The organism is Caenimonas aquaedulcis (assembly GCF_015831345.1).
Lineage (GTDB): Bacteria > Pseudomonadota > Gammaproteobacteria > Burkholderiales > Burkholderiaceae_C > Ramlibacter > Ramlibacter aquaedulcis.
Genome location: NZ_JADWYS010000001.1, coordinates 1,500,045 through 1,519,758, shown reverse-complemented (window position 1 = coordinate 1,519,758; position 19,714 = coordinate 1,500,045). Strand labels below are relative to the sequence as shown.

19 protein-coding genes are annotated in these 19,714 nt (G+C 67.9%); 12 read left to right on the top strand and 7 right to left on the bottom strand.

The features are described from left to right. Nucleotides 1-11 precede the first annotated feature (11 nt). Nucleotides 12-2,909: an aconitate hydratase gene (locus I5803_RS07345; RefSeq protein WP_196985722.1), complete on the top strand. Its 2,898-nt coding sequence runs from the start codon at nt 12-14 to the stop codon at nt 2,907-2,909. Here the strand turns inward: I5803_RS07345 and I5803_RS07340 are convergent. Continuing rightward, nucleotides 2,906-3,811, bottom strand: a complete 906-nt coding sequence (locus tag I5803_RS07340) for a LysR family transcriptional regulator (RefSeq protein ID WP_196985721.1) — start codon at nt 3,809-3,811, stop codon at nt 2,906-2,908. The two genes, I5803_RS07345 and I5803_RS07340, sit on opposite strands and share 4 nt — an antisense overlap. 135 nt (nt 3,812-3,946) lie before the next feature. Here I5803_RS07340 and I5803_RS07335 point away from each other — a divergent pair, with 135 nt between their 5' ends. Genes I5803_RS07335 through I5803_RS07325 form a run of 3 tightly spaced genes read left to right on the top strand, consistent with a single transcriptional unit; the run spans nt 3,947 to nt 7,005 of the window. Then, a complete protein-coding gene (locus I5803_RS07335; protein WP_196985720.1) occupies nt 3,947-4,921 on the top strand; it encodes a BLUF domain-containing protein in 975 nt (324 codons plus the stop codon). A gap of 35 nt (nt 4,922-4,956) precedes the next feature. Further along, nucleotides 4,957-5,784 carry a phosphate/phosphite/phosphonate ABC transporter substrate-binding protein gene (locus I5803_RS07330; protein ID WP_196985719.1) on the top strand — a complete coding sequence of 276 codons (828 nt, stop codon included), beginning with the start codon at nt 4,957-4,959 and terminating at the stop codon, nt 5,782-5,784. 30 nt (nt 5,785-5,814) lie between these two features. Continuing rightward, nucleotides 5,815-7,005 carry an FAD-dependent monooxygenase gene (locus tag I5803_RS07325; protein WP_196985718.1) on the top strand — a complete coding sequence of 397 codons (1,191 nt, stop codon included), beginning with the start codon at nt 5,815-5,817 and terminating at the stop codon, nt 7,003-7,005. 1 nt (nt 7,006) lies between these two features. Here the strand turns inward: I5803_RS07325 and kynA are convergent, their stop codons facing one another. Genes kynA through kynB form a run of 3 tightly spaced genes read right to left on the bottom strand, consistent with a single transcriptional unit; the run spans nt 7,007 to nt 9,760 of the window. Next, on the bottom strand, nt 7,007-7,861 hold the full coding sequence (gene kynA, locus I5803_RS07320; RefSeq protein ID WP_196985717.1) for a tryptophan 2,3-dioxygenase: 855 nt from the start codon (nt 7,859-7,861) through the stop codon (nt 7,007-7,009). Nucleotide 7,862: 1 nt separating this feature from the next. Beyond that, nucleotides 7,863-9,137 (bottom strand): kynureninase, encoded by a 1,275-nt coding sequence (gene kynU, locus I5803_RS07315; RefSeq protein ID WP_196985716.1) that lies wholly within the window; start codon nt 9,135-9,137, stop codon nt 7,863-7,865. Further along, nucleotides 9,134-9,760 carry an arylformamidase gene (kynB, locus tag I5803_RS07310; protein ID WP_196985715.1) on the bottom strand — a complete coding sequence of 209 codons (627 nt, stop codon included), beginning with the start codon at nt 9,758-9,760 and terminating at the stop codon, nt 9,134-9,136. The genes kynU and kynB overlap by 4 nt, the downstream gene beginning before the upstream one ends. Before the next feature lie 147 nt (nt 9,761-9,907). Here kynB and I5803_RS07305 point away from each other — a divergent pair, with 147 nt between their 5' ends. Further along, entirely contained in the window at nt 9,908-10,285 is a 378-nt protein-coding gene (locus I5803_RS07305; protein ID WP_196985714.1) for a hypothetical protein, read from the top strand. Nucleotides 10,286-10,292: 7 nt separating this feature from the next. Here I5803_RS07305 and argF read toward each other — a convergent pair whose 3' ends face one another. Then, nucleotides 10,293-11,210 (bottom strand): ornithine carbamoyltransferase, encoded by a 918-nt coding sequence (argF, locus tag I5803_RS07300; RefSeq protein ID WP_196985713.1) that lies wholly within the window; start codon nt 11,208-11,210, stop codon nt 10,293-10,295. A gap of 7 nt (nt 11,211-11,217) precedes the next feature. Then, complete coding sequence (locus I5803_RS07295) at nt 11,218-12,411, bottom strand: aspartate aminotransferase family protein (protein ID WP_196985712.1); 1,194 nt, start codon at nt 12,409-12,411, stop codon at nt 11,218-11,220. A gap of 188 nt (nt 12,412-12,599) precedes the next feature. Between I5803_RS07295 and I5803_RS07290 the strand changes: the two genes are divergently transcribed. Together I5803_RS07290 and blaSMB are read left to right on the top strand one after the other, a co-directional pair. Then, a complete protein-coding gene (locus I5803_RS07290) occupies nt 12,600-12,944 on the top strand; it encodes a DUF3579 domain-containing protein (RefSeq protein WP_196988492.1) in 345 nt (114 codons plus the stop codon). Further along, the gene (gene blaSMB, locus I5803_RS07285; RefSeq protein ID WP_196985711.1) at nt 12,887-13,780 is read left to right on the top strand and encodes an SMB-1 family subclass B3 metallo-beta-lactamase; all 894 of its coding nucleotides are present in this window, start codon (nt 12,887-12,889) and stop codon (nt 13,778-13,780) included. Before I5803_RS07290 ends, blaSMB begins: the two co-directional genes overlap by 58 nt. A 124-nt stretch (nt 13,781-13,904) precedes the next feature. Here blaSMB and rpsT read toward each other — a convergent pair whose 3' ends face one another. Continuing rightward, nucleotides 13,905-14,207 carry a 30S ribosomal protein S20 gene (rpsT, locus tag I5803_RS07280; protein WP_196985710.1) on the bottom strand — a complete coding sequence of 101 codons (303 nt, stop codon included), beginning with the start codon at nt 14,205-14,207 and terminating at the stop codon, nt 13,905-13,907. Nucleotides 14,208-14,311: 104 nt separating this feature from the next. Between rpsT and murJ the strand changes: the two genes are divergently transcribed. Genes murJ through hda form a run of 5 tightly spaced genes read left to right on the top strand, consistent with a single transcriptional unit; the run spans nt 14,312 to nt 19,713 of the window. After that, complete coding sequence (gene murJ, locus I5803_RS07275) at nt 14,312-15,877, top strand: murein biosynthesis integral membrane protein MurJ (protein ID WP_196985709.1); 1,566 nt, start codon at nt 14,312-14,314, stop codon at nt 15,875-15,877. Between the two features lie 57 nt (nt 15,878-15,934). Beyond that, nucleotides 15,935-16,786 carry a SirB1 family protein gene (locus tag I5803_RS07270; RefSeq protein ID WP_196985708.1) on the top strand — a complete coding sequence of 284 codons (852 nt, stop codon included), beginning with the start codon at nt 15,935-15,937 and terminating at the stop codon, nt 16,784-16,786. Nucleotides 16,787-16,835: 49 nt separating this feature from the next. Continuing rightward, nucleotides 16,836-17,957 (top strand): AIR synthase related protein, encoded by a 1,122-nt coding sequence (locus I5803_RS07265; protein WP_196985707.1) that lies wholly within the window; start codon nt 16,836-16,838, stop codon nt 17,955-17,957. 14 nt (nt 17,958-17,971) lie between these two features. Then, nucleotides 17,972-19,042, top strand: a complete 1,071-nt coding sequence (locus I5803_RS07260; protein WP_196985706.1) for an AI-2E family transporter — start codon at nt 17,972-17,974, stop codon at nt 19,040-19,042. Continuing rightward, on the top strand, nt 19,039-19,713 hold the full coding sequence (hda, locus tag I5803_RS07255) for a DnaA regulatory inactivator Hda (protein ID WP_196985705.1): 675 nt from the start codon (nt 19,039-19,041) through the stop codon (nt 19,711-19,713). Before I5803_RS07260 ends, hda begins: the two co-directional genes overlap by 4 nt. The last annotated feature ends 1 nt before the right edge of the window (nt 19,714 follow it).

Below are 19,714 nucleotides of genomic sequence, written 5' to 3'. Positions count from 1 at the left end.
CCGAGGTTCCGATGCCCCACGCGTTCGCCGACACACTGAAGAGCTTCAGGACGGCATCCGGCAAGTCCGGCAAGTTCTACTCCCTGCCCGCGCTCGCGAAGCAGTTCCCCAAGATCAACCGCCTTCCCGTCTCGATGCGCATCGTGCTGGAGTCGGTGCTGCGCAACTGCGACGGCAAGAAGGTCACGGCCGACCATGTCCGGCAGGTAGCGAGCTGGTTTCCGAACGCGGACCGCAACGAGGAAATCCCTTTCGTCGTCGCGCGCGTGATCCTGCAGGACTTCACTGGCGTGCCGCTGCTCGCCGACCTCGCGGCGATGCGCAGCGTCGCTGCGCGCCTGGGCAAGCGGCCCGGCGCCGTGGAGCCCCTGGTGCCGGTGGACCTGGTGGTCGACCACTCGATCATGGTCGATCACTACGGGACCAAGGGCTCCATCGACCTCAACATGAAACTGGAATTCCAGCGCAACCGCGAGCGCTACGAGTTCCTGCGCTGGGGCATGCAGGCCTTCGACACCTTCGGCGTGGTGCCTCCGGGCTTCGGCATCGTGCACCAGGTGAACCTGGAGTACCTCGCGCGCGGCATCCATCGCGGGCAGGACGGCGTCTGTTATCCCGATTCGCTGGTCGGCACCGACAGCCACACGACGATGATCAACGGCATCGGCGTGGTGGGGTGGGGCGTCGGCGGCATCGAAGCGGAAGCCGCGATGCTCGGCCAGCCGGTCTACATGCTCACGCCCGACGTGGTCGGCTTCGAGCTCACGGGGCGGCTACGCGAGGGCTGTACGGCCACGGACCTGGTGCTCACCGTGACGGAAATCCTGCGCAGGGAAAAGGTGGTCGGCAAGTTCGTCGAATTCTTCGGCGAAGGCACGCGCACGCTCGCCGTGCCGGACCGCGCCACCATCGGCAACATGGCGCCCGAGTACGGCGCGACCATGGGCTTTTTCCCGGTCGACGAGAAGACGATCGAATACCTCACCGGCACCGGCCGCACGCCCGAGGAGATCGAGGCGGTGGAAGCGTACTTCCGCGCGCAGGGCCTGTTCGGCGTGCCGCGCGCCGGCGAGATCGACTACACGCAGGTGGTGAAGCTCGATCTCGGCCAGGTCACGCCGAGTCTCTCGGGCCCGAAGCGTCCGCAGGATCGCATCGAGCTCGGCAAGGTCGCGAGCCAGTTCACGCGCCTGTTCAGCAAGCCGCCCACGGAAAATGGCTTCAACCAGTCCGCCGACGTGCTGCTGACGCGCCACCTCGTGCGCCACGCGGGCGAAGTCCCGTCGCCCAAGGTCCCGGCGAACCCGCCCACGCCTCCCGCCGCGCCCCGCTTCGAGATGGAAATGGAAGGCAACAAGCCCACGCTCGCCGCCGCGCACGCAGAGGCACCGCCGCCGCTGGTGGAGGTGGAGAACATCACCATCGGCAATGGCGACGTCCTGATCGCGGCCATCACCAGTTGCACGAACACCTCCAACCCGGGCGTGATGCTCGCCGCCGGCCTGCTCGCGAAGAAAGCGGTGGAAGCGGGCCTCACCGTCAAGCCGCACATCAAGACCTCGCTCGCGCCCGGCTCGCGCATGGTCACCGACTACCTCACGAAGACCGGCCTGATGCCCTACCTCGAGAAGCTGGGCTTCGCGCTGGTGGGCTACGGTTGCACCACCTGCATCGGCAACTCGGGCGACCTCACGACCGACATCAACGAGGCGATCACCAAGAGCGACCTCGTGTGCGCCGCGGTGCTCTCGGGCAACCGGAATTTCGAAGCGCGCATCCACCCGAACATCAAGGCGAACTTCCTCGCGAGCCCGCCCCTGGTGGTGGCCTACGCCATCGCGGGGACGGTGCTGCGCGATTTGATGACCGAGCCGGTGGGCAAGGGCAAGGGCGGCAAGGACGTGTTCCTGGGCGACATCTGGCCGTCCAGCGATGAAATCCACAAGCTCATGAAGTTCGCGATGTCGGGCAAGGCCTTCCGCGACAACTACGGAAAGGTCCGCAGCGATCCCGGCGAGCTCTGGAAGGGCATCCACGGCGTGAGCGGCGAGACCTACACCTGGCCTACCAGCACCTACATCGCGGAGCCGCCGTTTTTCGAGCACTTCGAGATGAATCCGCTGGTGGCGCAGCCGCAGGGCGTGGGCGGCGCGGGCAAGAAGGAAGCCGTGTCGGTGCGAGGCGCGCGCGTGATGGCGCTCTTCGGCGATTCGATCACGACCGACCACATCTCCCCCGCCGGGTCGATCAAGGAAACCTCGCCGGCCGGGCAGTGGCTGCTGGCGCACGGCGTGCAGAAACCCGATTTCAACAGCTACGGATCGCGCCGCGGCAACCACGAGGTGATGATGCGCGGCACGTTCGCCAACGTGCGCATCAAGAACCTCATGATCCCGGCCGCGGCCGACGGCTCGCGCGAGGAGGGCGGCGTGACGCTGTACCGCGGCCCCGGCGGCGGCGAGCCGAAGAAGATGTTCATCTACGACGCCGCGATGAAGTACATCGCCGACGGCGTGCCCACGGTGGTGTTCGCCGGCGAGGAGTACGGCACCGGCTCCTCGCGCGACTGGGCGGCCAAGGGCACGCAGCTGCTGGGCATCAAGGCGGTCATCGCCAAGAGTTTCGAGCGCATCCACCGCAGCAACCTCGTGGGCATGGGCGTGCTGCCCTTGCAGTTCCAGGGCAGCGATACCTGGCAGTCGCTGCGCCTCACCGGCGACGAGACGATCGACGTGATCCCCGACCCGGAGCTTCGCCCGCGCAGCCCCGCCAAGGTCATCGTCACGCGTGCCGACGGCAGCACGCAGGAAATCACGGTCACCCTGCGCATCGACACGCCGATCGAGGTGGACTACTACCGGCACGGCGGCATCCTGCCCTTCGTGCTGCGGCAGCTGCTGGCTGCCTAAGTCGCCTTGGCCATGTAGTTGCCGAGGAAGCCCACCGCATATTCCGCGATGGGCGACAGGCTGCGCCCGCGCAGCGAACTCACACCCACCTCCGAGGCCTGCGGTGGCAGGTCGCGCACCTCCAACGGGTGCAGACGTCCCGCCGCGACCTCCGCTTTCACGATGGCGGGGGTTCCCACCATGACCGTGTCGGTGGCGAGGGCCACGGCCTTCAGCGCGGTCGTGTCGTCGCACTCCAGCGCCACCGGCAGGCCCTCTTCGGGACGCCGCCCCATCAACCGGAGCAACAGCGCCTGCACTTCCTCGGGCAGCCGGCCGAGCGCCAGCTTGTACGGCGCGACATCCGCCATCGAGACCGACCTGCGGTCGCGCAGCGGGTGGCCCTTTCGCACGTAGAGGCCGCCGGAAAGCAGTCCCAGCCGCCGGACCTCGAACTCCGGGTTGTCCTGGGTGGGCCTGATATCGCCCACGAAGAAATCGTGCTCTTCGCTGCGCACGTGCTGCAGCGCGTAGATCGGGTTGTTCACCTGCACGCGCACCTGGATGCCGGGGTATTTGCAGCGCACATCCAGCAGCAAGGGGATGAGGAGCGTCGCCGCCGGGAAGGGGCCGATGCCGAAGGAGAGGTCGCCGATCTGGCGGTCCCGATAGAGCTCGACGTCGCGTTCGAGCGCCCGCGCGGATTGCAAAAGGTGTTTTGCCTTTTCCACCACGAATGCGCCCGCCGCCGTGCACCGCACCTCGGTTCCGCCGCGCTCGAACAGCTTCATGCCCCACTCGGTTTCCGCGGCCTGGATGCTGCGGCTGAAGGCGGGTTGGGTGAGATGGACCCGCGCGGCGGCCTTGCCGAAATTGCGTTCCTCGGCGAGCGCGACCAGGTGGCTCATTCGGCGGGTTTCCATGATGTTCACGCTCCCATGCAGTGAGTGCATCGATTTTAATCCGTCAATGCATTGGACGCTCATATTGAATATATTAATAATTCACGTGTCAATTACTTAGTTGTGAAGGAGTTATCGATGCAAGGGGCCGAAAGCGTGCAATCTGTCCACCGTCTCATGGGTGCGAGCGTGTCCCGCATGCCGGGCTCGGTGGTCGAGCAACTTCTCGGCCTGCGCAAGCAGATCACCGCGTTCAACGCCAGCCGCGGCATGCGGACGGCGCTGCTCTACAGCAACGGCTGGTTCGTGCAGTGGCATGAAGGCCCGAGAGATGCGGTGGAGGCGTTCTGGGCCGCCGCGCAGGCCCACCCTGGCAACGCGCACTCCCGCCTCATCCATCGCAGCGACGGCGTCGCCACGCTCCCGAGGCCCCTGCACATCGCCAGCCTGCACGGCCGGGACAAGCCCAGCGACGTCGCCCGCCGCATCTACGCCGTGGAGCGCGAGCGCGAACTGGGCTGGGTCGCCGAGCCGCACGAGATCTGGGAGGCGCTGAGCGCCCCGTGCACGATCCGCGGCGCCGACGCCATGAGCGCGGCTGCGCGCACGCACATCGTCGCCGTCACCTCCGAGTTCAACGAGTCGGTGGATCTCGTGAAAGCCGTGGCCGACCGCAGCCACACGCCCGTCACCTACCAGCGCTTCGCCGACGGCGATCCGCGCAATCCGGACATCGGCGCGGCCTACGTCGACACCGTGGCAGGCGGCCAGATGACGCGGCTGCACGCGCTGTCGCGCCGCGCCATGGAGGACGGCATGGTGCAGCTTTCGATGCGGCGCATGCATTGCCTGGTGCTGCTGCTGGGCAACCGGCAGCGCCCGACCTCGCGCCTGGCCGCGACCACCGCCGAAGTGCTCGCGAGGATGCCGACCCGGCCCCCCATCCGCCTCGTGGGCCCTTGTCTCGACACCTGCGACGACGTCGCGCGCGCCCTGCGCGGTGTGGCGGGGCTGAACATCGCATCGATCCGCGCGGGCATCCCCGGCCGCAGCCGCGCCGACGCGGTGCTCGATTCCGTGGCGGACGGCTCCTGCACGATGCCTGCCGAACTCGACCTGCTCCTTTCCTGACCCTTCCGTTTCCTCCCACTTCCAAGGACCTTTTTATGAAGCTCAAGACCCTCTTCTCCCTGTCCGTCATCGGTGCCGCGCTCGCGCCCGCGATGGCCGCCGCGATGGTGTTCGCCGTGAACGAAGGCGCGACCTACCGCGTCTCCGACCTGGAGATCCAGAACAAGTACAAGCCCGTGGCCGAGGACCTGAGCAAGCTGCTCGGCCAGAAAGTGACCATCGTTCCCGTGTCGGACTACAAGTCGATGTCCGAGGGGCTGAGCGCGGGCCGGTTCGACCTCGCGTACATCCACCCCGCGCACATCGCGCTCAAGGGCCTGGCGCAGGACGGCTACCAGCTCGTCGCGCTGACCAAGGGCTTCACGGACTACCGCGCGCACTTCCTGGTGCGTGCGGACTCCGGCGCGAAGAGCGTGGCGGACCTGAAGGGCAAGAAGCTGGGCATTCCGTCGCCGGACTCGATCACGTCCGTGCTGACGCGCAGCACGCTGCGCGAGGGCGCGCGTGACGGCGCCGACCCGGTCGCCTATGTGTCCACGCGCTACCAGGACGCGATTCCCTTCATGGTGGAGCATGGCCTGGTCGATGCCGGCGTGACCGGCTCCGACAGCGTCGCCAAGGCCTGGACACAGGCGGGCGGCCGCATTGCCTTCTCCAGCAAGTCGGTCCCGGTGAAGCTCATGCTCGCGTCGAAGAACGTGCCCGCCGCCGAACTCACGGCGCTGCAGAACTACTTCACTTCCCTCGGCCAGAGCGACAAGGGCCGCCACACGCTGGAGGCGATCGACAAGCAGGGCTTCGTCGCCTTCGACGCCAAGGCGCTCGCGGCGGTGGACCGCTGGATCGAGACCGGCGTCAAATAATCGCTTCGCGCATGTGCACAATCGGTGCGCATGACCCAACAGGCGTTGATCGTCGGCGGCGGCATCGCCGGACTCGCGGCTGCCACGGCCGCGATGCGGGCGGGCTGGCAGGCCCGGCTCTACGAGCGCGCCGCGCAGTTCAGCGAGGCAGGCGCGGGCATCCAGCTGGGCCCGAACGCGACTCGCATCCTCATCGGGTGGGGGCTTCGCGAGCCCCTCGAAACCATCGCCGCGCTGCCCGAGCGCCTGCGCGTGCAAGGCGGGCTGGACGGGCGGGAACTCGGCGTCCTCGAACTCGGCCAGCCCTTCGCGCGGCGCTACGGCGCCCCTTACCTCACCGTGCACCGCGCGGACCTGCAGGGCATGCTCCTCGAAGCGGCGCGGGCCTTGGGCGTGGACTTGCGGCTCGCATCGCCGATGCAGGAAGCGGCGGAGGAAGGGGAGGCGGTGTTGCTTCGCACGCCGGCGGGCGTGCCCATCGAGGGCGACGCGCTCATCGGCGCGGACGGCTTGTGGAGCGCGGTGCGTGCGCGCGTCTGCAGCGACGGCGCACCGCGCGACACGCGGCACGTCGCCTACCGCGCGTTGACCGCGCAGCGCGACCTGCCCGCGCGCCTGCGCAGCTTCGACGTCCGCGTCTGGCTCGCGCCGCGACTGCACGTCGTGGCCTATCCCGTCAGCGGCGGCGAGCACCTGAACGTCGTGGTGCTGGTGGAAGACGAGTCCCATGGCGGCGACGTGCGCGACTGGGACCGGCACGCCACCTTCAACGCGCTGCAGGCCGCGGCCGGCCCGCTGTGCGCCGACTTGCAGGAGTTGCTGATCTCGATGCCGGGCTGGCGGCTGTGGGCGCTGCATGACCGTCCGCCCGTGCGCGGACCGGAGGAGATGGCGCGGGGACGCATTGCGCTGATGGGCGACGCGGCGCACCCGATGCTTCCGTATTTCGCGCAGGGCTCGGGCATGGCGATCGAGGATGCGCGCGAGCTGGGCCGCGCCTTCGAGTCCGTGCGCCAGGGCGTGGTGGACGTTCCGCTGGCCCTGCGCCGCTATGCGCTCAACCGCTGGCAGCGGGTCGCGCGCGTGCAGGCGATGTCGCGGCGCAACGGGACCATCTTCCACGCGCAAGGCCCGCTGCGCTGGGCGCGCGACCTGTCCTTGCGCCTGCTGTCGGACCGGCTGCTCGACCAGCCTTGGCTCTACCAGGACCCCTGGGGATAGCTCACAGGTCCGTGCGCAGTTTCCAGATCTCGGGGAAGAGCACGGTGTCGAGCATCTTGCGCAGGTAGCTCACGCCGCCGGTGCCGCCGGTGCCGCGCTTGAAGCCGATCACGCGCTCCACCGTGGTGACGTGGCGGAAGCGCCAGAGGCGGAACGCGTCTTCCAGGTCCGTGAGCTCTTCGCCGAGCTGGTAGAGGTCGAAGTACCGCTCGGTATCGCGGTACACGACGAGCCACGCCTGCTCCACCTCCGCGCTCTCCTGGTAAGGCTGGGTCCAGTCGCGCTGCGTGTGCGATGCGGGCACCGGCAGGCCGCGGCGCGCGAGCAGGCGCAGCGCCTCGTCATACAGCGAAGGCGCCTCGTAGGCGGCCTGCACCTGCGCGAGCAGGTCGGCACGGTGCGCGTGGGGTTTGAGCATGGCCGCGTTCTTGTTGCCCAGCGCGAATTCGATGCAGCGGTACTGCGCGCTCTGGAAACCGCTGGAGTTCGCGAGGTAAGGGCGGATCGCGCTGTATTCCGGCGGCGTCATCGTCGCGAGCACGTCCCAGGCGTGCACGAGCTGTTCCATGATGCGGCTCACGCGCGCGAGCATCTTGAAGGCGCCCCCGAGTTCGTCGGCGGCGACCTTGGCGATGGCGGCCCGCAGTTCGTGCAGCATCAGCTTCATCCACAGCTCGCTGGTCTGGTGCTGGATGATGAAGAGCATCTCGTTGTGGTCCGGCGAAAGGGGCTTCTGGGCGTTGAGCACGGCATCCAGCTGCAGGTAGTCGCCATACGTCATCGCGTCCTTGAAGTCGAGCTTCGGCGCTTCCTCGACGACGATGGACTGGGGCGTGGCGGGTCGTTCGGTCTTCATCTCAGGTCACCGCCTGCTTGCGATTGAATTCGGGTCGCTGCCATTCGCGCCCGGCGAGCACGAGGCGCAATTGTTCGACGGCGTTCCACACGTCCTCGAAGCCGATGTAGAGCGGGGTGAAACCGAAGCGCAGGATGTCCGCATGCGCGCCGCCGTCGCCCGCGCGGAAGTCCCCGATGACGCCGCGCTCGATCAGCGCCTGCACGATCGCATACGCGCCATCGGCGCGGGACAGGCACACCTGCGATCCGCGGCGGGCGTGCTCGCGCGGCGTGACGAGCGAGAGCCCGTGTCCGCCGCATCGCTCTTCGACGAGGCGGATGAAGAGGTCGGTGAGCGCAAGCGACTTGTTGCGCAGGGCCGGCATGCCGCCCAGCGGTTGCGCGGCCAGCATCGCGTCGAGCCCGCATTCGAGCGCGGCCATGCTGAGGATCGGCTGCGTGCCGCACAGGTAGCGGGAAATGCCGGCGGCGGGCCGGTAACCCGGCGTGAATTCGAACGGGGCCGCGTGGCCCCACCAGCCGGAGAGCGGCTGGCGGAACCGGTCCGCGTGAGTGGGATGGACCCAGGCGAAGGCGGGCGCGCCGGGGCCGCCGTTGAGGTATTTGTAGCCGCAGCCGATGGCAAAGTCGGCATCGGCCCCGTGCAGGTCCACGACGACCGCGCCCGCGCTGTGCGCGAGGTCCCATACCGTGAGCACGCCCGCTTCGTGTGCCGCGCGGGTGACGGACGCCATGTCATGCATGGCGCCGGTGCGGTAGTTCACGTGGGTGAGCATCAGCACCGCGACATCCGCCTGGAGCGAGGCGGCGACCTGCGATTCCTCCACGAGGCGCAACTCCATGCCATGCTGCTCGCACAGCGATTCGGCGATGTAAAGGTCCGTGGGGAAGTTGCTGCGCTCGCTCACCACGGCCTTGCGCGCCGGGTCCCTCGAGCATGCGATCCGCAGCGCCGCGCTCAGCACCTTGTACAGGTTGATCGACGTGGTGTCAGTGGCCACCACCTCGCCGGGCTTCGCGCCGACCAGCAGTGCGATCTTGTCCCCCAGGCGCTGCGGCATGTCGAACCAGCCGGCGGTATTCCAGGATCGGATGAGGCCCTGGCCCCATTCCTCCTCCACCGCGCGCGCGACGCGCGATGCGGCGGACCTGGGCAGCACGCCGAGCGAATTGCCGTCGAGGTAGGTCACGCCGCGCGGCAGCGTGAAGAGGTCGCGCAGTGCGCGCAGCGGGTCTTGCGCGTCGAGCGCGCGGCAGTCTTGCAGGGTGGTCATGGTTCGCGCAGCACGGCGCGCACGGGAGAGGCGTCGGCCGTCATGAGTTTCAGGGGCAGGGCGATCAGTTCGTAGTCGCCTTCGGGGACCTCGTCGAGCACCAGGTTCTCCAGCACGCGCAGGCCCAGGCGGCGGATCACCTGGTGGCTGGAGAGCGCCTTGCTCTCCGCGGGATCGATGCTCGCGGTGTCGATCCCCACGAGGCGCACGCCGAGCGATGCGAGCTTCTCGATCGTCTCCGGCGCGTAGGCAGCCAGTTGCGGGTCCCACCGGTCGTGCGGCATGCGCTCGTACGTACGCACGAGCACGCGTGCGGGCAGGTCGCGCGCGGCATGTTCGAGGTGCCGCCATTCGATGAGCGGCCCCTGTGCGATCGCATGGATGACGCGGCAAGGGCCGAGGTAGGCGGTGAGGTCGACTTCGCCGATCGGCGCGCCGTCCGGGTCGTAGTGCAAGGGCGCATCCGCGTGGGCGCCCACGTGCGGCGACATCGTGATGCGGCTGACGTTCACCGGGCATCCCGGCCCCAGCGTGGCGGACCATTCCTGGCTATAGGGGGTGTCGCCCGGAAACACCGGCGAGCCCGCCGCGACCGGCGGCGAAATATCCCAGATTCTTTTCATGCGGCGAAGTTTGCGCCGGGCTTCGCGGGCGTGGTGTCGGTTAATCCCAACACGGTCAACCGCGGTGTGACGGGGTGCGTTGCTTCGATGCTGTATGAATAAACAGTATCGCATCCACTTTCAACACCCCACCGAGAGGAGACCACCATGGAATTGCAGACGGCTCGCCAGATCATCGACACGCTCGCGAGAGGTGTTCACCCCGTGACCGGCGAGTGCATGCCGGCCGACAGCCCGTACAACGAGCCTCCGGTGATCCGCGCGCTCTTCACGGTGTCGAAGGCGCTGGAGGACGTGCCGGCGCGCGCCGCGCGAACCCCGCGCGTCGCGCCGCCGAATGCCGGCAAGCCCTGGGCGCCGGAAGACGACGCCACGCTGGAGAACGGATTCGATGCGGGAACCGAGGCGAAGGAACTGGCGGCGCAGCTGGGCCGCACGCGATTCGCGGTCGAGGCGCGGCTGGCGGCGCTGGGCAAGCTGCCGCAACCCGCGGGGATGCGCTTTCCGGTGGCGGCCGCGCGCTGAAGCCGGCTCAGCCGACCTTGCCGAGCAGGAGGTACTCCATGAGTGCCTTCTGCGCGTGCATGCGGTTCTCGGCCTCGTCCCATACCACCGACTGCGGGCCGTCGATCACATCCGCTTCGACTTCCTCGCCGCGATGCGCGGGCAGGCAGTGCATGAAGAGCGCGTCGGGCTGGGCCACGCGCATCATTTCGGCGTCCACGCACCAGTCGGCGAAGGCCTTCTTGCGCTCCTCGTTCTCGGCTTCGAAGCCCATGCTGGTCCACACGTCGGTGGTCACGAGGTGCGCGCCGCGGCACGCATCCATCGGGTCCTTGAAGACCTGGTAGCTCTCGTTGCTGCGGATACCGGCGATGGTCTGGTCCACCTCGTAGCCGCTCGGCGTGCTCAGGTGCACCTTGAAGCCCAGCAGCTCCGCGGCCTGCAGCCAGGTGTTGGCCATGTTGTTGCCGTCGCCCACCCACGCCACCACCTTTCCCGCGATCGAGCCGCGATGTTCGATGTAGGTGAAGATGTCCGCGAGGATCTGGCAGGGATGGAACTCGTTGGTGAGCCCGTTGATCACCGGCACGCGCGAGTGCTGAGCGAAGAGCTCGATCTTGTCCTGGCCGTAAGTGCGGATCATCACGAGGTCTACCATGCGGCTGATCACCTTCGCGCTGTCCTCGATCGGCTCGGCGCGCCCGAGCTGGCTGTCGCCCGTGGTCAGGTGCACGACGCTGCCGCCCAGCTGGTACATGCCGGCCTCGAAGCTCACGCGCGTGCGCGTGGATGCCTTCTCGAAAATCATCGCAAGCGTGCGGTCCGCGAGCGGATGGTACTTTTCGTAGGACTTGAATTTCTTCTTGATGACGGCCGCGCGCTGGAACAGCCACTCGTACTCGGCCGCCGTCAGGTCGCTGAATTGCAGGTAGTGCTTGATCGTCATGGGCGCCTCATTGCGCAAGGAATTCCTTCACCAGCGGGGCGAGGATGCTGACGACTTCATCGGCCTCCGACGTGGTCATGATGAGCGGGGGCAGCAGGCGGATCACGTTGTCCGCGGTGACGCTGATCAGCAGCCCGGCTTCCGCGGCGCGCGGCGTGAGCACATTGCAGTTCTTCTCGAGCTCGACGCCGATCATGAGGCCCTGCCCGCGGATTTCCTTCACGCCGGCCAGGCCGCCGATCTCCCGCGCGAGCGCGCCCTTGAGGTGCGAGCCGACAGTGGATGCGTTCTCCAGCAGGCGGTCTTCCTTCATGATGCGGATCGTCTCCACGCCCGCCCGCATCGCCAGCGGGTTGCCGCCGAAGGTGGTGCCGTGGTTGCCCGGCTGGAAAATGTCGGCGGCCTTGGGGCCCGCGACCACGGCGCCGACCGGCACGCCCGAGCCGAGGCCCTTGGCGAGCGGCATGACGTCCGGCACGATCCCGGCCCACTGGTGCGCGAACCACTTGCCGGTGCGGCCCATGCCGCACTGCACTTCGTCGATCATCAGCAGCCACTCCTGCTGGTCGCACAGCTGGCGCACCTGCTGCAGGTAGTCCAGGCGCATTGGGTTGATGCCGCCTTCGCCCTGGATCGTCTCGAAGAACACGGCGACGACGTTCCTGTTGCCTTCGGTCGCGGCCTTGAGCGCGGCGATGTCGTTCAGGGGCACGCGGATGAAGCCTTCGACCAGCGGGCCGAAGCCCTTCTGCACCTTCTCGTTGCCGGTGGCGGAGAGCGTCGCGATGCTGCGGCCGTGGAAGGCCTTCTCGTACACGACGATCTCGGGCCGCTCGATGCCGCGGTCATGCCCGTACTTGCGCGCGAGCTTGATGGCGGCCTCGTTGGCTTCCAGACCGGTGCAGCAGAAGAACGCGTTGGTCATGCCCGAGAGCGCCGTCAGCTCGGCCGCCAGGCGCTCCTGGTTGGGCACGTGGTAGTAGTTGCAGCTGTGGATGATCTTGCTGACCTGGTCCTGCAGCGCCGGCACGAGCTTGGGATGGTTGTGCCCGAGCGTGTTGACGGCGATGCCGGCCAGCGCATCGAGGTACTGCTTGCCATTGACGTCCCACACGCGCACGCCCTGGCCGTGCGACAGCGCGATCGGCAGCCGGCCGTAGGTGTTCATGGTGTGGGGCGAGGACGCCTCGATGAAAGCCATTTGCAGCACTCCTGAAATGAAAATCGGCTCAACGAAGTGAGCCGCTGAGGACCGATTTTAGGCACATCGCCACGCGCCGTTGGTTGCCGATTGCGCATCACTGCGATGCGCCTGCACCCGCCCGCTGACAGCGCTTCGACAGGGCGCAAGCATATCGCGCAGATAGAATGGTTGTGCGCCGCAACATGATGGTTTCCCCCTCCGCCAAAGAAGTTTTCATCCAGGGCATCACCCGGGACGGGAAGACCTTTCGCCCCAGCGACTGGGCGGAGCGGCTGGCGGGCGTCATGAGCTCGTTCCGGCCCGGCGGGCCACAGCCGGGCAGCCACCTCAGCTATTCGCCCTGGTGTGTGCCCACCACGGTGGACGGCGTGAAGTCCGTGGTGGTGAACTCCGAGTTGAAGGCCTACGACGTCATGGCCTGGGACTTCGTCATGAACTTCGCGCGGGACAACGACCTGCAGGTGGTCGAGGCATGCCTTCTTCCGGATGCGCCGGTGGCCGCTCCGCCCACACGCGGGCCGGCGGCATGAAGGGGTTGCTCGCCGCCGCGCTGGTGTTGTGCGCCGGTACAGCCGCTGCGCAAGGCGATTGGGACGCCCCACAGGCGCCATTCACGGTCCACGGCTCTACGAATTACGTGGGCACGGCGGGCATCAGCGCCTTGCTCATCACTTCGCCCGCGGGCCACATCCTCATTGACGGCACGACGGTGGCCGGCGCCAAGGTGGTCGCGGCCAACATCCGCACGCTCGGCTACGACGTCCGGGACATCCGCTACATCCTGAGTTCGCACGCGCACGGCGACCACGCGGGGGGCATCGCCGCCTTGCAGAAGGCGAGCGGGGCCCGCGTGCTCGCGGGGACCGGCAATGTGGAGACGCTTCGCACGGGAGTGACGCCCCGGCAGGACCCGCAGTTCGGTACGCTGTCGCCATTTCCCGGTTCCGCGCGCGTGGGGGCTGTCCGCGACGGCGAAGTCGTGAAGCTCGGGCCTCTGGCCCTCACGGCGCACAGCACGCCCGGGCACACGCCGGGCGGCACGACCTGGACGTGGCGTTCGTGCGAGAAGGACAAGTGCCTGAACATGGTGTTCGCCGACAGCGTCACGGCCGTGGCCGCCGAGGGCTTCCGGTTTTCCCGGCACCCCGAGTTGATCGCCCAATTCCGGCGCAGCTTCGAGGCGATGGCCCAGCTCCCCTGCGACATCGCCATTGCCGCCCACCCGGAAGTGAATGCCCTCTGGGGTCGCCTCGAGCGTGCGGCACGGGAAGGGTCCGCGGCTTACGCCGACACCGGGTCGTGCAGGGCGATCGCCGATGCGGGACGCAAGCGGCTGGACGACCGCCTCTCCCAGGAAAAGCGCTGACCTTGCTTCGATGGCCCGGAAATGCAAAAGGCCGTCTTTCGACGGCCTTTGGCTTTGCTCGACAGCGCACCCGTTTCAAACGGCGGCTTCCTGTGGACAGGAGGCCGGGCTGGACCTGAATACGTCAGGCGGCGGCGGTAGCCAGGGCTTTCACCTTGGCGGCCAGGCGGCTCTTGTCGCGAGCGGCCTTGTTCTTGTGGAAGATCTGCTTGTCGGCGATGGTGTCGACGATGCTTTGCGCCTTGGCGAAGGCTTCCGTCGCCTTGGTCTTGTCGCCTGCGGCGACAGCCTTCTCGACGTTCTTCACTGCGGTGCGGTACTTGGAGCGCAGGGACGTGTTCGCTGCATTGAGCTTGACGTCCTGGCGTGCGCGTTTACGGCCCGACGCGAGGCGCGGGTTCTTTTTCTTGGGTTTGGCTGATGCCATGAGTAAATCCTTTGTGTCTGAGGATGATGCCGAGCAAAGCCCACCATTATAACGCGGCCCGCCGTCCCGCGCCCACGGGCTAAACTCCCGGGCAAAGACCCCCGATGAGCCTACTCAAAGCCGCCTCCACCGTTTCCCTCCTGACCTTCGCCTCCCGCGTGACCGGGCTCATGAGGGACCTGCTGATGGCATCCACCTTCGGGGCGAGCGCGCTGACGGACGCCTTCAACGTTGCCTTCCGCATCCCGAACCTGTTCAGGCGCCTGTTCGCCGAAGGCGCCTTCAGCCAGGCCTTCGTGCCCGCCCTCGCGCATTCCAAGGAGCGCGACGGGGCGCAAGTGACCCGCCGGCTGATCGATTCCGTCGCCACCGCGCTGGCCTGGGCGCTGTTGGGGACCTGCGTCGTCGGGGTCGCGGGCGCACCGGTCCTGGTGTGGGCGCTGGCCAGTGGCCTGAAGCAGTCCCCGCACGGTTTCGAGGCGGCCGTGCTCATGACCCGGTGGATGTTCCCGTACATCGGCTTCATGTCGATGGTCGCGCTGTCCTCGGGCATCCTGAATACCTGGCGGCATTACGCCGTGCCCGCGGCCACCCCCGTTCTGCTCAACCTGTGCATGATCGCGGCCGCGTGGTTCGGCGCGCCCTGGTTCGGCCGCATGGGCATCGAGCCCATCTACGCGATGGCGGGGGGCGTGATGCTGGGCGGGGTCATGCAGCTGGCCGTACAGGTTCCGGCGCTGAGGCGCCTGGGCCTGCTGCCACGCATCGGCGTGAGCTGGCGGCGCATTCGCGAGGCCTGGGCCGACGCCGGCACGCGCGAGGTGGCGGGGATGATGGCGCCGGCGCTGCTGGGGGTGGGCGTGTCGCAGATCTCCCTGATGATCAACACGCAGATCGCGTCCTGGCTGGGCCCCGGCAACGTCACCTGGCTGGATTACGCGGGCCGCCTGATGGAATTCCCGACCGCGATGCTCGGCGTCGCGATCGGGGTCGTGCTGACGCCGCAGCTGGCCAGCGCCAAGGCCAGCGACGATCCCGTGCGCTATTCCGCCATGCTGGATTGGGGCCTGCGACTCGTCGTGCTGCTGGCCGTGCCTTCCTCCGTGGCCCTCCTGGTGTTCGCCAAGCCGCTGGTTGCAACGCTGTTCCACTACGGCGCGTTCAAGGAAAGCGACGTGTCGCAGGTGTCGCTCGCGCTCGCGGGCTACGGGGTGGGTCTGCTCGGCCTGGTCGCGATCAAGGTCCTGGCGCCGGGCTTCTACGCCAGCCGCGACATGAAGACGCCGGTGCGCATCGCGATCGTCGTGCTCATCGTGACGCAGCTGCTCAACCTCGCGCTCGTGCCTTCGCTGCGCCAAGCCGGTCTCGCGTTGTCCATCGGCATCGGCGCGCTCATCAACGCGGGCTGGCTGCTGGTCGGGCTGCTCAAGCGCGGCAGCTACAAGCCGTCGCCCGGCTGGGGCGTGTTCGGCCTGCAGGTGGTCGGCGCGAGCGCGCTGCTGACCATCTTCCTCATGTGGGCCGCGACAAGCTTTCCCTGGATCGAGATGCGGGCCGAACCGCTGTACCGCGCCGGCCTCATGGCCTGTGTCCTGGCTGCCTCCGGCGCTATTTATTTTGTAGCGCTGTGGGCCGCCGGGCTGAAACTGCGGCAGTTCGTGACGCGTTGATGCAACCGCGGTCCGCAGTCGCTTGACGCGCGCGGGCCACTCCATTACAAAGACTTCATGCAGCTGAACCTCACGGCCCCGACGCCGCTCGAGTATTTCGCCTCGCTGGTGCAGAGCGACGACGAATTTCCCCTGCTGGAAGCCGCGGCCAGCATCGCGCAGGACGAATACCCCGACCTCGACGTGCAGCAGGTGCTGGGCGACGTGGACCAGTTGCTCGCCCGCCTGAAGCGCCGGCTGCCGGCGGACGCCGGCGCCTTGCAGCGGCTGCGCATGCTCAACCAGTTCTTCTTTCGCGACCTGTCGTTCGGCGGCAACGTCAACGATTACTGCGACCCCGACAACAGCTACCTCAATGTCGTGCTGCGCACCCGCCGCGGTATCCAGATATCGCTGGCGGTGCTGTGGGTCGAACTCGCGCAGGGCCTGGGCCTGCATGCGCGGGGCGTCTGTTTTCCCGGCCACTTCATGGTGAAGGTCAACCTGCCCAAGGGCCAGGTGGTGATCGACCCGTTCACCGGGCAGTCGCTGTCGCGCGAGGAACTCTCCGAACGGCTCGAACCCTACAAGCGCCGCAGCGGCCTGGTGGACGAATTCGAGGTGCCGCTCGGCCTGTACCTGCAGGCCGCGCCCGGCCGCGACATCATCGCGCGCATGCTGCGCAACCTGAAGGAAATCCACCATGCGCAGGAGGACTGGCAGCGTGCCATCGCCGTGCAGGACAGGCTGGTGATCCTGCTGCCGGAGGCGTGGGCCGAATACCGGGACCGCGGTCTCGCGCATGCGGAGCAGGGCCATGCCGCGCTGGCCGTGCACGACCTGGAAACCTACCTGGTCCACGCGCAGGACGCACTGGACATCGATGTCATCGCCGACCGCGTGGCGAGCCTGCGGCGCGAGAAGAACTGAAGTCCCCGCGGTCCCCGGGGCGCACGCACGGTGCGGCGATAATTTGGGGATGAATCCGAAAGACACGTCCACCGGCACCTTGAGCTATGAACAGGCGGGCGTCAATTACGACCTGATCGACCCCCTCAAGGTGGCAGCGCAGCGCGCGGCGGCAGCCACCGGCGCCAACCTCGCGGCGCATGGGTTCACCGAAGTCCCCGCCTCCCGGGGCGAATCGGCCTATGTCGTGGATGTGGGCCCTTTCTACCTCGCCTCGATCGTGGAGTGCCTGGGCACCAAGACGCTCGTCGCGGACGATATGCAGAAGCTCACCGGCAAGAGCTACTACGACTCCATCGCGCAGGACACGATCGCCATGGCGGTCAACGACCTCATCACCGTCGGCGCGACGCCGCTGGTCGTCCAGGCGTACTGGTCGGCGGGCGGGTCCGACTGGTTCGGCGACGCGCAGCGCTCGCAGGCGCTGGTGGCGGGCTGGAAGCGCGCCTGCGACACCTGCGGCGTGGCGTGGGGCGGCGGAGAGACGCCGGCGCTCGCAGGCATCGTCGAAGCCGGGCGGATCGACCTGGCGGCATCCTGCACCGGCCTCGTCAACCCGAAGGAGCGGCTGTCGGTGGGCGACAAGCTCGCGGCCGGCGACGCCATCGTGCTCCTGGCTTCCAGCGGCATCCACGCCAATGGCCTCAGCCTCGCGCGCAAACTGGTGGAGCGCCTGCCGCAGGGCTATCTCACGAAGCTGCCCGACGGCACGACGTATGGCGAAGCGCTGCTCGCCCCGACCGTGCTCTATTCGCCGGTGACCGAAGCCTTGTACAAGGCGGGCATCACACCCCACTACTGCGCCAACATCACGGGGCATGGATGGCGCAAGCTCCTGCGCCACCCCGCCACCCTGACGTACCGCATCGACAAGGTGCCTCCCGTGACGCCGGTCCTGCGCTTCATGCAGGAGCACGCGAAGCAGGACGATCGCGAGGCCTACAGCACGCTCAACATGGGCGCGGGATTCGCGCTCTTCGTGCGCGCGCAGGATGCGCAGCGCACGGTGGAAGTGGCGCAAGCGGCGGGCGTGGCCGCGCTCGTCGCGGGCCGCGTGGAAGCCGGTCCCAAGCAGTTGCTGATCGAGCCGCTGGGCATCCGCTTCGGCGACGACGACCTCCAGCTGCGCTGACCCGGCCCGGCACGATGCAGTTCACCTCCGGCCAGAAACGCGCGGCAGCCTGGCTGCTGATCGCGCTGCTGGCCGTGCTGGCGCTGCGCTCCCTCGGGCCGGTGCTGACGCCCTTCGTGGTAGCCGCGGTGCTGGCCTACGCCCTCACGCCGCTGGTCGATCTGCTGTCCCTGCGCACGCGCATGCCGCGCGTGCTGGCGGTCATTGTCGTGGAGCTGCTGTTCATCCTCGCGTTCGTGAGCCTCGTGCTGCTGATCGTGCCCGTGGTCGCCAAGGAAATCCCGCTGATGCGCCAGCAGCTTCCCTCGGTGTTCGACAAACTCAATTCGACCCTCGCGCCCTGGCTGCAGCAGTTCGGCATCCACGTCGCGCTGGACCTCGAGAGCCTGAAGGCGGTCGTGCAGCGCTACCTCAACGCCAATTACGCCGATGCGTTCAATTCGGTGCTGCCGTCCCTGCGCCTCGGCGGCAGTGTCGCGCTGACCGTCATCGGCAACGCGGTGCTGATCCCCGTCGCGCTCTTCTACCTCCTGCTCGACTGGAAACAGTTCGTCGCGCGCGTGCTGGAGCTCGTGCCGCCGCGCGCGCGCCCCGGCGTCGACTCTTTCCGGGAGGAAGCCGACATGGTGCTCGGGCAGTACCTGCGCGGGCAGTTGCTGGTGATGCTGACCATGGCGGTTTTCTACAGCGTCGGCCTCGCGCTGTTCGGCCTGGACCTCGCCCTGCCGATCGGCTTTTTCACCGGCCTCGCGATGTTCGTGCCTTACGTCGGCTTCGGAATCGGCTTGCTGCTGGCCCTGCTCGCGGGGCTGCTGCAGTTCGCATCCTTGAAGGCGCTGGTGATGGTCGCCGCCGTGTACGGCACGGGCCAGGTGATCGAGGGTTTCTACCTCACGCCGCGGCTCGTCGGCGAGCGCATCGGCCTGCATCCGCTGGCGGTCATCTTCGCCTTGCTGGCCTTCGGGCAGCTGTTCGGCTTCGTCGGCGTGTTCGTGGCACTGCCCGCAAGCGCTGTGCTGCTGGTGGCGATCCGCCGCATCCGCAGCGGCTATCTCGGCAGCAACCTCTACCGGGGCGGGGTGTGAAGCAGATCGCGCTGGACATCGGCCTCGCCCGCGGACCGACGCTGTCGAGCTTCTGCGCGGGACCCAACGAGGCGGCATTCCGCCATCTCCAGCTGTGGGCGGGCAGCCCGACGCGCTCGCCCGTCCCCACCTACCTGTGGGGCGCGAGCGGCAGCGGCAAGACGCACCTGCTCAAGGCCGTCGCGGAAACCTTGCGCGAGCAGGGCGCGACGGCCGGCTGGCTCGATCCGTCCGTGCACGAGCCGCCGGAGTTCGACGAGCGGTGGGCCGTGGTCCTGATGGACGATGTCCACCTGTACACGGCCGTGCAGCAGCACGCCGCCTTCAACTGGTTCGTGAACGCGCAGACCCTGCAGCGCGGCGTGCTGGCGGCGGGCGAGCTGCCGCCGGCCGACCTCAAGCTGCGGGAAGACCTGCGCACCCGCCTCGGGTGGGGGCACGTGTTCCAGCTGCAGGTGCTGAGCGAGCCGGAGCGCCGCGCCGTGCTGCGCCAGGCCGCCGATGCGCGGGGCGTGTTCCTCGGCGACGAGGTGATGGACTTCATGCTCACGCGCTTCTCGCGCGACCTCGGCAGCCTGATGCAGCTGCTCGAACAGCTCGACGGCTACGCGCTGCAGACCAAGCGCGCGATCACCATTCCGCTGATCAAGGCGATGCTGGAGAGCGAATGAA